The organism is Paenibacillus sp. JT31N17 (assembly GCF_056269255.1).
The window spans coordinates 1601744-1615481 of sequence record NZ_JBWDNP010000001.1; the positions used below are offsets into that span (position 1 = coordinate 1601744).

At 52.0% G+C, this 13738-nt stretch carries 11 protein-coding genes; 1 reads left to right on the forward strand and 10 read right to left on the reverse strand.

Annotation, left to right across the window (positions count from 1 at the left end):
* Positions 1-9 precede the first annotated feature (9 nt).
* From AC0YOB_RS06730 to AC0YOB_RS06755, 6 genes are all read right to left on the reverse strand, one after another.
* Positions 10-1266, reverse strand: a complete 1257-nt coding sequence (locus tag AC0YOB_RS06730; protein ID WP_475792107.1) for an allantoate amidohydrolase — start codon at positions 1264-1266, stop codon at positions 10-12.
* Positions 1263-2537, reverse strand: a complete 1275-nt coding sequence (gene hutI, locus AC0YOB_RS06735; RefSeq protein ID WP_475792108.1) for an imidazolonepropionase — start codon at positions 2535-2537, stop codon at positions 1263-1265. Before hutI ends, AC0YOB_RS06730 begins: the two co-directional genes overlap by 4 nt.
* Positions 2538-2546: 9 nt before the next feature.
* Positions 2547-4220 (reverse strand): urocanate hydratase, encoded by a 1674-nt coding sequence (gene hutU / locus AC0YOB_RS06740; RefSeq protein ID WP_475792109.1) that lies wholly within the window; start codon positions 4218-4220, stop codon positions 2547-2549.
* Between the two features lie 22 nt (positions 4221-4242).
* Positions 4243-5784 carry a histidine ammonia-lyase gene (gene hutH / locus AC0YOB_RS06745; protein WP_475792110.1) on the reverse strand — a complete coding sequence of 514 codons (1542 nt, stop codon included), beginning with the start codon at positions 5782-5784 and terminating at the stop codon, positions 4243-4245.
* A 443-nt stretch (positions 5785-6227) separates the two neighbouring features.
* Positions 6228-6857, reverse strand: coding sequence for a class I SAM-dependent methyltransferase (locus AC0YOB_RS06750; RefSeq protein ID WP_475792111.1), 630 nt, complete (start codon positions 6855-6857; stop codon positions 6228-6230).
* Between the two features lie 126 nt (positions 6858-6983).
* Positions 6984-7871, reverse strand: a complete 888-nt coding sequence (locus tag AC0YOB_RS06755; protein ID WP_475792112.1) for a LysR family transcriptional regulator — start codon at positions 7869-7871, stop codon at positions 6984-6986.
* Between the two features lie 113 nt (positions 7872-7984).
* On the opposite strand from AC0YOB_RS06755, the gene AC0YOB_RS06760 reads away from it, so the two are divergent.
* Entirely contained in the window at positions 7985-9358 is a 1374-nt protein-coding gene (locus AC0YOB_RS06760; RefSeq protein WP_475792113.1) for an MFS transporter, read from the forward strand.
* Between the two features lie 68 nt (positions 9359-9426).
* Here AC0YOB_RS06760 and AC0YOB_RS06765 read toward each other — a convergent pair whose 3' ends face one another.
* From AC0YOB_RS06765 to AC0YOB_RS06780, 4 genes are all read right to left on the reverse strand, one after another.
* Positions 9427-10197, reverse strand: coding sequence for an SDR family NAD(P)-dependent oxidoreductase (locus tag AC0YOB_RS06765; protein ID WP_475792114.1), 771 nt, complete (start codon positions 10195-10197; stop codon positions 9427-9429).
* 578 nt (positions 10198-10775) lie between these two features.
* Positions 10776-11195 (reverse strand): SRPBCC family protein, encoded by a 420-nt coding sequence (locus tag AC0YOB_RS06770; protein ID WP_475792115.1) that lies wholly within the window; start codon positions 11193-11195, stop codon positions 10776-10778.
* The gene (locus AC0YOB_RS06775) at positions 11192-11521 is read right to left on the reverse strand and encodes an ArsR/SmtB family transcription factor (RefSeq protein WP_475792116.1); all 330 of its coding nucleotides are present in this window, start codon (positions 11519-11521) and stop codon (positions 11192-11194) included. Before AC0YOB_RS06775 ends, AC0YOB_RS06770 begins: the two co-directional genes overlap by 4 nt.
* Before the next feature lie 800 nt (positions 11522-12321).
* The gene (locus AC0YOB_RS06780; RefSeq protein WP_475770753.1) at positions 12322-13533 is read right to left on the reverse strand and encodes an enolase C-terminal domain-like protein; all 1212 of its coding nucleotides are present in this window, start codon (positions 13531-13533) and stop codon (positions 12322-12324) included.
* Positions 13534-13738 lie beyond the last annotated feature (205 nt).

A 13738-nucleotide genomic window follows, 5' to 3' on the forward strand; every position in this document is an offset into this window, starting at 1 on the left:
TAACCCTCCTTAAGCATCCAATTTCTCATCCAGCGCCAAAATGGAATGAAGAAGGACGTTGCCTACCTTCCCGATATCTTCGATCCGGCTCGCCTCTTCCGGACAATGGCTTTTCCCATCCAGACTGGGGACGAAGAGCATCCCCGAACGGGTAAGCGACGCCATATGCGCCGCGTCATGTCCAGCCATGCTGCCAAGCGGTGCATGCGGATATCCGAGCTTCTCCGCCTGCAAAGCGCAGGTCCCGGCAACGAGCGGATCCATGGCAACCGGATGCTGGTCGAGCAGCATGCGGCGCTCGATTCGCACTCCTCTGCTAGAGTTAATGTGTGCCGCCTGCAACTCCCATTTATCGATTGCTTCCTGGATGTCGGCTCTCGTTTTCCCGCGGATCTCCATATGAAACTGCACCTTGCCCGGAATAATATTAGGCGCATTCGGTTCGTTCGTGATCTTCCCGACCGTCCCTACGATTTCGTCCGATGGATGTGCAAGACATACCCGCTCCAGCGCAAGCATCGCTTCGGCCGCTCCCAGTAAAGCATCGGTCCGTTCCTGCATAAGTGTCGTCCCCGCGTGATTCGGCACGCCAAGGACGGTCACTTCCTCGCGGTATATGCCCGTGATTGCCGTGACAATGCCGACCGGAATGCCGCGGTTCAGCAGCCTCTTCCCCTGCTCGATATGCACCTCGAGAAAAGCAGCGAGCTCTTCCGGCTTCCGGCGCGCCTGCCCGTAACGCTCCGCATTCCCGCCCGCTTGGCGCAGCGCATCGATAATAAGCCTGCCGGTGTCGTCCCGGACGCCTTCCAAGTCCCGCCTTGTCAGCTTGCCGGCTACCGTCCGGCTGCCGAATGTCGATAGACCGAACGGATTCGGTTCTTCCGCGCTGAAGGAAACGAGCTCGAGCGGATGCCGGGTCCAAACGCCCTGCTCTTTCAGCACAAGCATAAACTCCAAAGCTAACAAGACACCCAGCGCTCCGTCGTACTTGCCTCCGTTCGGCACCGTATCGACGTGGGAACCGAACGCTATAGCCGGAAGCTCGCTGCGCTTGCCTCGCCGGGCAGCCCAAATATTGGCCGCTTCGTCAACGCGAACGTCCAAGCCGAGAGCAGCCGCTTTCTCTTTTACCCAATCCCGGGCCGCTAAATCCGCAGGCGTAAACGCCGTCCGGTCCAAGCCGCCCTGCCCATTCAAGCCGATTCGGCCCAGTTCATGGATGGCTTTCTCCAATCTGGCCGCATTGATCGTCAGCTGCTTCATACGTAATTCCTTTGGCCTTGCACAATGACGGGAACACCCTTCTTGATAACCGTCTCCGTCAAATTAACGGCATAATGGTACTGCAAGTATTCGATATTCGAAGCATCGAAAATAACCAGATCCGCCTGCTTTCCGGCCTCGATGCTGCCGATCCGGTCTGCGCGTCCGATCGCATGAGCCGCATTGATCGTGCAGGCAGTCAGCGCTTCGGCAGGCGTCATCCGCATCGTTAAGCAGGCCAGGTTCATCATAAAGGGAAGCGATTCCGTCGGGCTGGAGCCCGGATTCCGGTCGGTCGACAAGGCGACCGGCACGCCCGCTTCGATCATTTTCCGGGCATTGGCCGGCTTCGTCATGAGGAAGAAGGCCGTACCGGGCAGTAGCACCGCAATGACGCCTTTCTCTGCCATTGCCCGAATGCCGGCGTCCGACGCCCGCAGCAGATGCTCGGCCGATACGGCTCCTATCTCGGCAGCCAGCTCGGCGCCCCCGTAAGGGACGATCTCATCGGCATGAATTTTCGGCTTCAGCCCCCATTTCAGGCCGGCTTCCAGGATCGTCCTCGATTGCCCGGGAGTGAACACGCCCTCCTCGCAGAAGACGTCGCAGTACTCTGCCAGCCCTTCCTTTGCGACAGCCGGTATCATTTCTTCCGTTACGATTCTGACGAACAAGTCCGGATCCGACTTGTACTCGGGAGGAACCGCATGGGCACCCATGAAGGTCGAGACGAGATCGACGGGATGCTCGCCATGAAGATAGCGGGCCGCCCGCAGCTGCTTCAATTCATCCGCAAGCCGCAGTCCGTAGCCGCTCTTCGCCTCGATCGTCGTAACGCCGTGGGCAAGGAAGCGGTCAAGCCGCTTGCGGGTCTCCCTGATTAACTGCGCTTCCGATGCGGCGCGGGTTTTGATCGTTGAATTGAGAATGCCCCCGCCCGCTTGTAGGATTTCCATATAGGCGGCGCCGCGGATGCGAAGCGTCAGCTCATGCTCCCGGGAACCGGCGAACACCACATGCGTATGCGGGTCGATCAGACCGGGGGTGACGGTCTTTCCTTCCGCACAAATAACGTTGACGTCTTCGCCCCCATGGTGCAAAACATACTCCGCCGCCTCTTCGTCGGTTCCGACGAAGACGATGCGTTCGCCATCCGCGACGACACCGCCGTTCTCAATGATGTTCAGCTTCTCCATCTCTATTCCAGTCTTCGGCGCCTGGCTGCCCCCGCTTACGGTTGCGACTTGCGCCGCGTTCTTGATATAAAGCATAGGGTAGCGTCACTCCTTTCCGGTCACCTGTCTGCCCGCCATCGGCATCCGAATCCCCATCTTCTTGGCGTTATCGATCGCCAGAGCATAGCCGGCATCCGCATGGCGAACGATGCCCATGCCCGGATCGGTCGTCAAGACGCGCTCCAATCGCTCCTCCGCCTCCTTCGTCCCGTCCGCGACGATCACCATGCCGGCATGAATGGAATAACCCATGCCTACACCGCCGCCGTGATGCAGCGATACCCAGCTTGCCCCGGCCGCCGTATTGAGGAGCGCGTTCAGAATCGGCCAATCCGCGACCGCATCGCTGCCGTCGCACATCGCCTCTGTTTCGCGGTTCGGCGATGCGACGGAGCCCGCGTCAAGATGGTCGCGCCCGATCACGATCGGAGCCGACAGCTCCCCGGAAGCGACCATATCGTTAATGATGCGGCCGAACAACGCCCGCTCGCCGTAGCCGAGCCAGCAGATCCGGGACGGCAGGCCCTGGAAGGCGATTTTGGCCTGCGCCATTCGGATCCATTTGCATAAATGTTCACGGTGGGCGAACGTCTTTAAGATCACTTCATCGGTTTTGTAGATGTCCTCGGGATCGCCGGATAACGCCGCCCAGCGGAACGGACCCCGTCCCTCGCAAAACTGCGGACGGATGTAAGCAGGGACAAAGCCCGGAAAAGCAAAGGCGTCTTCCACGCCTTCATCGTAAGCAACCTGGCGAATATTATTGCCGTAGTCGAAGGCGATGGCGCCGAGCCGCTTCATCTCGAGCATCGCCATTACATGCGCGGCCATGCTTTCTTTGGCCCTCCGGACATAAGCCGCCGGATTTTCCGCGCGCTGCTTGCTGCCTTCCTCCAACGATAAGCCCTGAGGCAGATAACCGTTCAGCGGATCGTGGGCCGAGGTTTGATCCGTTATAATATCCGGAATGAAGCTGCGGCGGAGCATTTCCGGCAGTACCTCTGCCGCATTGCCGACCAAACCGATGGATAACGCACGCCCCTCCTTCCGGGCCTCGACCGCAAGCGAGATCGCGTCATCCAGGCTTTCCAGCATGCAATCGCAATAACGCGAATGAATCCGCTTCTCGATTCGTGTCTTGTCGACGTCGATCCCGATCAGCACGCCTTCGTTCATGGTGACGGCTAACGGCTGCGCCCCTCCCATTCCGCCGAGGCCGGCCGTTACGGTAATCGTCCCTTTCAAAGTGCCGCCGAAGTGCTGCCTTGCGCATTCCGCGAACGTCTCATAAGTACCCTGAACGATGCCCTGGCTGCCGATATAAATCCAGCTGCCTGCCGTCATCTGTCCGTACATCATAAGCCCCTTCCGGTCCAGCTCGTGAAAAGTATCCCAGTTCGCCCATGCCGGAACCAGGTTCGAGTTGGCGAGCAGCACACGCGGCGCGTCCCGGTGGGTCCGGAAGACCGCGACCGGCTTGCCGGATTGCACCAGCATCGTCTCGTTGTCCTCCAGCTGCTTCAGCGTATCGACGATGGCATCGAAGCTCTCCCAATTCCGCGCGGCTTTGCCAATTCCCCCGTACACGACCAGTTTGCCCGGATATTCGGCCACCTCCGGATCAAGATTGTTCATCAGCATGCGCAGCGCCGCTTCCTGGACCCAGCCCTTCGTATTCAGCCCGGCGCCGCGCGGCGCGCGAACGACTCGTTCCTTCATAGCGTCAAACCTCCAATCCTATTTATACAATCGGGACGACCGACGCGATGGCTTCCCGCACATTCGTCTTTCTCATCCATTCCGCCATGACGCGAATATCGCCTGACAATACGCGGTCTTCATCCATGAAGCTCACATGCTCGCGGCACCGGTCATACATCCATTTCGTGCCCTTTCCCAGTTTTTCCGGACCGCGAAAATCGGCAGCCTGTGCTGCGCACAGAAGCTCGATAGCAACCACCGAATAGGCGTTCAGCACAATCTGACTCGCTTTGCGGGCCGCGATCGTCCCCATGCTGACGTGATCCTCCTGATTTCCCGACGAGGGGATCGAGTCTACGCTGGCCGGATGCGCAAGCGACTTATTCTCAGACACAACCGCGGCCGCCGTATATTGGGCGATCATAAAGCCGGACTGGACGCCCCCGTCCTTCGCCAGGAAAGGAGGAAGCTTCTCATTCAAAGACGGATTGACGAGTCTTTCGGTACGTCGCTCCGAGATGCTGGCGAGCTCGGAAGCACTGATGGCAAGATGATCCATCGCCAAGGCGATCGGTTGACCGTGGAAATTGCCTCCGGAAATGACACGATTCTCAGCAGCGAAGATGAGCGGATTGTCAGTTGCCGCATTCATTTCGATTTCCAGCTTCTCTTGGATATATCGCAGCGCGTCCCGGCTGGCGCCATGGACCTGCGGAGCGCAGCGGATCGAATAAGCGTCCTGCACGCGCAGCTTTCCCTGATCCGTCATCAACCGGCTCCCCTGCGTCAAACGCCGGATATTCGCAGCGGATTGTCCCTGCCCCGGATGCGGGCGAAGCGCGTGGGTAAGCGGTTCGAAAGCATCGCGAATGCCGCGAAGCTCCTCAGCCGTTAACGCGGCCGCACAATCCGCCCATCCGGCTAAATTGACGGCATCATAGCAAGCAAGCGCTCCAATCCCCGTCATCACCTGCGTCCCGTTAATCAACGCTAGACCTTCCTTGGCCTCCAGCGCGATAGGCTGTAAGCCGGCTTTGGCCACCGCTTCGCTGCCGGGCAACCGATCGCCGCGAAAGCAGGCTTCTCCTTCGCCAACCAGCACGAGTGCCAGATGCGACAACGGCGCTAAGTCCCCGCTTGCCCCAAGCGAGCCTTGCTCCGGGATGACCGGCGTCACTCCGGCATTCAGCATATCAACCAGCAGTTGAACAACTCCCGGCCGGATGCCGGAATAGCCCAGCGATAAAGCATTTACGCGCAGCAGCATGGTCGCTCTTACCGCTTCCTCCGTCAGCGGCGGTCCAATCCCGCAGGCATGGCTTCGAATGAGATTCAGCTGCATGCGCTTCGTGTCTTCGGCCGAAATATAAGTATCGCTGAATTTGCCAAAACCGGTCGTCAGCCCATACACCACCCGCTTCTCACGAAGCAGCTTCTCGACGTACGCCCGGCTAATCGCCATTTGATCGAGGCAGCTTTGACTAATTCGCACCCGCTCCTTATAGCGGGCTACCCGGACCACCTGTTCAATCGTCATCGTTCCGCCGTCAACGAGCACCGTACTTTCGTCCATTGGCAACATGCTGGCACCTGCCTTTAAGCCCAAATAAGTGTGAAACTTATACATTCTTGGAATTTAAAAAAAGCCAATACCCGGGTTGAGGTATCGGCTTCAGGTACTTGGCTGTTGGCATGTCGATCAAGGCGTTTATACATTCACGTATTCCCATCATTGTTAAAATATATGTAGCGAATGCAGCCTTAAAACCAGAAATAAGAAAACTTTTTATTTCATCGCTTGGATATGCGCTTGCTCAGGAAAAAAAACACCCGGAGGTGTTTTCTGTTGACCAACTATGAACTGCGTCGGCAGATACTTCTTTCAACTAATTGCAACTAATTGCTTATAGTAAACACGAAAATTATTTTCGCTTATCTACGGAGATACTAATAGAAGGATCATTAACAATAGTACTCCTCGAGTATCTTGGCGCTATGTCTGCCTGCTCTTAAAAACTGATGTTCTTATAGTTCTTTCTTACATTTTACGATTAAAAATTTTACTGGAGGTTTATTCTTCATGTCCTTGCTTGGCTCGTCAATTTCTGAAAACTCTACAAGTCCATATTTCTCAAATTCTTGTTTTATGGAGTCAGAATCATAAAAAAACATTTTTACGCCCTCCATGATTTCGAAATAGTCTTTATCCAATTGTTTGCCCTGTCCAAACATGGGGGCTTTTTTTGAAACAGCTGTAAAAATCATATATCCATTTGGCTTTAACTGATTATAGCAATCTTTAATAAACTTTTCTCTCTCACGATTATTCAATAAATGAATAAGTGCATAGCTAAATATACCGTCATAGAGTTTGTCATCAAAAGGCATATCAGTTACGGAACCATGAAAAATACTGCTATCAAGCCCGTTTTGCCTCGCCAAATCAATCGCTGTTTTTGAAATCTCAATACCTGTTACTTTTATTCCATTGTCAATAAAAACCTTAGCATTTCTGCCATATCCAATACCTGGTACCAGTATGTCCTTAACATTCCTTTCAAGGAAAAAGTCCTTCGTCACGATTGCGGAGTCTGTAGGTTCAAATCCCCACATCGTTTGTTTTTCGATAAAACTGGATTCCCAGAATTCCGTCATATCTCTATCTCCTTTATGCTTTATTTTATTTACTCCGCTTTACCCCCGTCATTCAATAAAAAGGATGCTCCCGCTCCCGCGCCTTCGCTTGGGCTATGTCCTTCTCATTATATTCCAGGGGCAGGATTAAATGGTCTTTTGGGACATCACTTCAAAATATTCCACAACGACCTCGCGGAATTCCAGAGCCGCCCGAGAAATGTACTGGCTCTTGTTCCATAATAAAGCGATCTCCCGTACCAATTCGTGATTCTCAACTTGGAGATAATGGATATGTTCCTGCGAATTCCTTGCCGTGCTTGGTATGAAGGCTATTCCAATTTCGGCTTCTACAAGAGCGCTTAGCCTTGCAGGTTCATCGCCCTCATACACATACTTTGGTTCAAATCCAACCGATTGGCATAAGGAGTCCACGAAATCGCGAGCGCCATAGCCTTTCTTTACACCGACAAACCATTCATTTCTGAGCTCTGTCAGGGATACGCATCTTTGGTTTGCCAGTCGATGCCCTTTTGGAACCGCTACGAGGATTGGGTCGATGTACACGATTTGACATTCAATATCATCCTCATGTATAGGAGGTGAAGTCAGGCAAAAATCGACCTCTCCTCTATGAAGAAGCGTAACCATATTCTGCGCGCTAAGCATTTGCACATGAAACAGGACATTAGGCCGCCTTTTCCGAAACTCTCGAAGGATATTCGGCAACGGACTTGCGGTGGTCACCGCCAACTCGAGTGTGCCATGTTCCGGGCTGGACAAATCGCTAATCTCCTGCTTCCCCTGTTCCAATTCAAACAGAGCCCTTTCCGCCCGGCGAAGGAATCTGCTTCCGAACTCATTCAATCGCAGCTTCCTCCCTGTTCGATCGAATAGTGGAACCCCCAGATCCTCCTCCAGGCGTTGAATCGTTTTGCTTAGCGACGATTGAGTAACGTGCAGACTTCGTGCAGCTTCGGTCACATGCTCCAGTCGGGCTACCGCGAGAAAATATTGCAATTGAAGAAGTTCCAATTTTGCACTCCCCATTCATTCCTCTGAGTCAATAAAATCATAACATAAAATGCGTTTGAGTAAATATTCGAATTCAAGTACGATGATATCAATACAGCTTAGGGGGACCAAAAATGAATGTTCGCAGCAGATGGTTGTTGATTTCCGTTGGACTGGGGGTACTATTGAACCCATTAAATTCTTCGATGATTTCTGTTGCGATTCCCAAATTGCAAAATGTGTTCCACCTTGATTTTACCGTTGTTTCCTGGGTTATTTTCACCTTCTACATTTCAAGTGCTGTCGCTCAGCCTGTCATGGGAAAGGCAAGCGATTTATTCGGCCGCAAGAAGATATTTCTTGCCGGTCTTGTTGTATCCTTCATTTCATCTTTACTCGCTCCTTTATCGCCAAATTTTGCATGGCTTATCGTGTCCCGCATTGTGCAGGCGATCGGAACCAGTATGATGGTTGCGGTTGGAATGGCTATTGTACGAATTCATATTAAGGAGAAACAAGCGACAGCGCTGTCCATTTTGTCGATTTTCCTATCCGGAGCGGCAGCAATCGGTCCTTTTGTTGGCGGGGTCTTGATTCAGCGGTGGGACTGGTCTGTTATCTTTATTGTCAATATCCCATTCGTGGCGGCGAGCTTTTTGTTAGCCTGGCGGGCGATTCCCAAGGATGAGACACCAACATCCGCTGAACGAGGCATGTCCCTGCGTAAATGGTTTAATTTGATTGATGCCTTGGGGATCCTGCTTTTTACAGTGGCTCTGGTCGCCCTGCTCATCGGATTGCTTTCAGCAAAATCATCTGGGCATGTTTCATTATGGCATATCATTGTCGGGGGGATAGGGCTTGCTGCACTGTGGGCTTTCGTGCGACATGAGTTGAAAACGACATCACCCTTCATTCCTTTGCGCACATTCGCCAAATATCCTGCGATGATTTGGGTCAATGTGCAATTCATGCTTGTCAATGTGCTGTTTTACGCTGTCTTTTTTGGGGTTCCGTCTTACTTGCAAATGGTTCGTCATGCCAGCGAGTTCGATACAGGGATTCTCATGCTAACCTTAGGCTTGTGCTCGATCGTTATTTCTCCAATCGCAGGACGATGGATAGATAAATCAGGACCAAGGCCAGCCTTGCTGGTATCTGCACTGCTGATGGCATTCGGTTCTGTGTGGATCGTTACATTGAGTCAAACTTCGCCGATTATCAGTGTGAGCCTGGCGTTAGCCGCATTTGGCATTAGCAACGGTATGAACGCTGTTGGTATGCAGGCGGCTTTGTTTAAAAGCTCTCCAAAAGAAATGATCGGTGTAGCATCCAGACTATTCAATACATCGAGATATCTGGGTACCATTTTATCTTCATTGTTGACAAGCATCGTTATGGGTGAGCAGTTCAGTGCTGGAGGTTTTCGACTGCTCGGGGTTATCCTCACAGTCATAGCATTGGCCTTGATAGTTATGAGTCTGAGGCGCGGGAGTCAGGGTAATTGAAAGAGTCAAATGCAAACCAGCAAACAAAAAAAAGCGCTTAGAAAAGAAGGATTAGATAACCATTCTTATCATTGACGGTATATGGGAGCCCCTAAGGGTGCTGAGCGTGCTCCCCCATCAACGGTAATTTCCGCTCCCTGCACGAACGAGGAATCATCGGAAGCCAGAAACAAGACAGCATCGGCTATTTCCTCCGGATCGCCCATACGGTTAAGCGGAATCGTGCGCGCTTGGGAGGCTTCCAGCTTCGCGGTTTCTTCAGAGGTCGATTTTTTCCAAATGGGTGTGCGTGTTGCCCCTGGCACCACCGTGTTTACGCGGATGCCAAGCGGTGACAACTCGGATACGAACACTCTTGCCATGCTGCTGATGGCTCCTTTACTCGCTGCGTAGGCGGATCTTTCAGGCGCACCGTCCGTTGCTCGCGTTGAGCCGGTCAAGATGACCGAAGCCCCTTCCTTCAGATGGGGCAGAGCGGCTTGTACCGTGAAGAAGACGCCGGTCACGTTAACCTTAAGGACTTCCTCGAAAACCGAAAGCGCTGTGCCTCCTAAAGGTGTAGAAGATGCAATGCCGGCATTCGCGTATACGATGTCCAATCCGCCGAAGGCTGCGACTGCTTCGGACACCGCATTCTCCATGCTTGCCGGATCGGCTGCATCCGCCTGAATCGCAAGGACATTGGAGCCAAGTTCCTCTGCCACCGAGTTTAACGTGGTCTGATTCCGGCCCGTAATCACGACCTTCGCGCCTTCTGCGATGAACAATTTCGCGGTTGTCAAACCAATTCCGCTATTGCCTCCTGTAATTAATGCCACTTTGCCATCAAGTTTTCCCATTTTCCTGCTCCTTTGATCCGAATATGCACCCCAATTCGCTACCATCTATAATGACTTCAATCTTCCTTAAATATACATCTCACATCACAGGCAAACTCGCGCATCGTGGACGATAGGATATTAAGCCAAGTTGTTCCGATGCTGATCGCGGCAAAATTTCGACCTCAATCTGACGTGCTCCCTTCTACCTTTGCCGGGAATGAGATCAAGCTCTTGTCCTTGGCAATTGACAAGAACTTGATTCCATAAGTGACAGGAATTTGTCTCATAAAACAAAAAAGCCGCGATTTACGCGACTTGTTATGGGTCGTCATCCACGATCAGAATCTTGGCCTCCATATAGGAGCTCTCTACATATTGCTATAACAGATTTGCATACTCACCTGTGGTATTCAGGGGCCGCCTGCTTGATCAGCCCGCGTAGCCGGGAGAGCGTCTCACTTCTTCAGTCGCCCGGCTCCCCGATTTTGCGTCTATCAGCTCTGATGGCGACTCGAGTTTCATTGACCCGCTCTTCTTCATGCTGCCTGGTGCACGACGACCAGAGTCGCTGCAATCACAGTAATCACAAAGGCAAATCAGGCCAATACCTTTTCAAGCTCGCCGCACCATTTTCCCCAGCCATACCTAGCGCCTTCGAGACCTTGTACATTGGCGAAGCCGGTTTGTTCAAGATGAAGGTTAACCTTTCCGTCCCCTAAATCCTGCAGTGTCCAGGTAACCGTGTGCTTCTCCCCTCCGTTGGCCCAAGTATAGGATACCCGGTTTGGTGCGTCCACGATCAGCACTTCTCCGTCAATAATGCCATCCCAATATTCGGACGGCTGCGTGCGGAACTGAAAACGGTGTCCGACGACGGGCTCAAAATCATTTTCCATCGCCTGACCATTGTGGATGTTAACCACCCACCTGGCTAGCTTGCTTGAATCGGTTATGGCGGACCAGAGTTTCTCGATCGATGTCGTGTACTGAAAATCCAAGGATAAGACTAAACTCATTCTTCTTCCTCCTCTAATAGTTGGCTCAAGCGCAGCATATTCGTACTCCAGAACTTGCCGTAGAAGCCCACCCAATCTTGAATTTCTCTGAGCGGAGAGGCGTTCAGCCTGAATCGCGTTTCTCTGCCGACTTTTCGGTCTAGGACCAGTCCCGCTTCTTTAAGGATTGTCAAATGTTTGGATACCGCTGTACGGCCCATTTGAAACTGTGCCGTCAACTCATGAAGAGGTATCTCCTCTGCTTCTGCCAACAGACGAATCAGTTGGCGTCTTGTTGGGTCTGCAATCGCGTCAAACACATCCCGCAGCTGGTTGTTTTCGCTCACAACACCCCCTCCTAAGTTGTTTGTTGATTCTCTGATAGGACACTATTTGGTGACGCTTTTATTATAAGACACCATAAGGTGTCGTGTCAATTAATTTTATAAACTCCTGATAAAAGCTGTCAGTCAGCTTATTAATTTTCAGCTCTTGTTTACTAGGGTAGTTTTTAGGCTGGTGTTGATGATCCCAGTGTCTACCCGTCTGAAAAGTTTATCGCAACGTTTAATCGAATCACAATCCCTGTTGAATTACTGTACTTCGTTGGCATATCGGCCTTTGTTATCTTGGCACCAAAACCGCACGCTTGACTGTTTGGTATGCAACTAAACAAGGTGTTTTTTTCCATATGTGGTCTTCCCGTTTTGACAAAAAAGCTGCCGAGAATTCCTCGACAGCTTTTTCAACATAAGATTATGCTGTATTATGTGGACGATCTACAAAGACTAACCCTGAGTTCGGCTCAACTCCCCTCAGAGCGTGAAATTCGCACCAGTCATCTCTTCACTGAAGCCAGCCCTGCCCTATCCCTCAATAAATAGAAAATGCCAGAATGCAATTTAGCCCCGGGCGTAAAGCTTGTCGTTAATGGATACCGCCAGCCGGATTCCGCTAAACGGTATGTTTCGAACAGGATCACATGAAAGTACAACTGCTACTTGCCGTACTGGATAGGTTTACCGGTTCAGAGGGAGTGGATGTCGAAGGATTATGTCTTATATCTAGGAGTAAATTATCGTTTTTATCGACATTACAGCCAGGGAGACTGTCCCCACATCATTAGACACTGAAATCGTCTAAAACTCTAAGGCCGTGCAGATGTGCCGTCCGGCCTTCTCGCTAGTGTCCAAGCGGGCAGCTTGTTCTCGGTCGGATATTTGCTCGCGAGCTCCTCGTTAATGTCGATGCCTAGACCCGGCTTACCGTTCAGGTATGCAAAGCCGTTGCGGACTTCCGGCGTACCCGGGAATACTTCCCGGATAATATCGGAGGGGTCATACCATTCCTGAATGCCGAAGTTCAGCGAGCTCATATCCAGATGCAGGTTAGCGGCATGGCCGACAGGCGAGACGTCGCCGGGACCGTGCCAGGCGGTGCGCACGCCGAACGCTTCGGACAACACGGCCAGCTTGCGCGCAGGCGTAATGCCACCGATCGCGCTGATGTGGCAGCGAATAAAGTCAATCAATTGATTTTTAATCAATGGAATCCATTCCTGTGGGTGAACGAATAATTCTCCCATCGCAATCGGAGTAGAGGATTGATTACGAATGGCACGGAACCAGTCCAAATCCTCAGGAGCGAGTGGGTCTTCCAGGAAAAATAAACGATGCGGCTCCAATTCCTTGGCTAATCGGACGGCTTCGATCGGAGCGATCCGTTCATGAATATCGTGGAGTAGTTCCACGTCAAACCCGATTTTGTAACGGATATGCTCGAACAAAGCAGGCACACTGCGGGCATAAGCATCCGGATCATAATAAGCTCCTGCCATAGCCCCCTCGGGGGTATGCATGGCCCGCTGCTTACCGCCATATCCGCCCCATTGGCAGCGAATATATTTGTAACCCTGCTCTTTAAACCGAATGACGTTCTCTTCAACCTGCTGCAAGCTCGTGCCGTCTGCATGCCGGTAAACCGCGGCTGCCTCTCTGCATTTGCCTCCCAGCAGGTCATAGACCGGCATGCCCGCTATTTTCCCCTTAATATCCCAAAGAGCCATATCGATGCCCGAGATGGCGTTGTTGAGCACGGGACCGTTGCGCCAATATGAGCTAACCATCGCTGTACTCCAAATATCCTCTATGCGGGAGGGATCTTTTCCAATCAGAAACGGTTTCAAATATTCATCAATCGCCGTAGCTACAGCTAAATACCGCTGGGTAAACGTAGCGCAGCCCAATCCGTATAATTCAGGTTCGTTCGTCTCGATCTTCACTACGATCAGATTAATCCCCTCAGGAGCGGTTAGAATCGTTTTGACATCCCGGATTTCCAATTTCCCATACAATCCCATGGTTGGATACCATCCTTTTCCAGTTCAATTTTCCCCAGTCTCTGTCCACACTAGGGTATTCGGGAAACATAGGCTAATACCTGAAAATAAATGTTAGTAACTGGACTTTGAACTAATATGTACTCGCTTTGACTCTCTCAAATGTTATTCTTCTGTGCCCCTGTCATTAATTCCTCTATATCATTAGAAATTTATCTTTTCAGTA

Coding starts and splice junctions, on each gene's coding strand:
- AC0YOB_RS06730 (WP_475792107.1), bottom strand. CDS start 1,266: ATGAAGCAGCTGACGATCAATGCGGCCAGATTGGAGAAAGCCATCCAT.
- hutI (WP_475792108.1), bottom strand. CDS start 2,537: ATGCTTTATATCAAGAACGCGGCGCAAGTCGCAACCGTAAGCGGGGGC.
- hutU (WP_475792109.1), bottom strand. CDS start 4,220: ATGAAGGAACGAGTCGTTCGCGCGCCGCGCGGCGCCGGGCTGAATACG.
- hutH (WP_475792110.1), bottom strand. CDS start 5,784: ATGTTGCCAATGGACGAAAGTACGGTGCTCGTTGACGGCGGAACGATG.
- AC0YOB_RS06750 (WP_475792111.1), bottom strand. CDS start 6,857: ATGACGGAATTCTGGGAATCCAGTTTTATCGAAAAACAAACGATGTGG.
- AC0YOB_RS06760 (WP_475792113.1), top strand. CDS start 7,985: ATGAATGTTCGCAGCAGATGGTTGTTGATTTCCGTTGGACTGGGGGTA.
- AC0YOB_RS06765 (WP_475792114.1), bottom strand. CDS start 10,197: ATGGGAAAACTTGATGGCAAAGTGGCATTAATTACAGGAGGCAATAGC.
- AC0YOB_RS06770 (WP_475792115.1), bottom strand. CDS start 11,195: ATGAGTTTAGTCTTATCCTTGGATTTTCAGTACACGACATCGATCGAG.
- AC0YOB_RS06780 (WP_475770753.1), bottom strand. CDS start 13,533: ATGGGATTGTATGGGAAATTGGAAATCCGGGATGTCAAAACGATTCTA.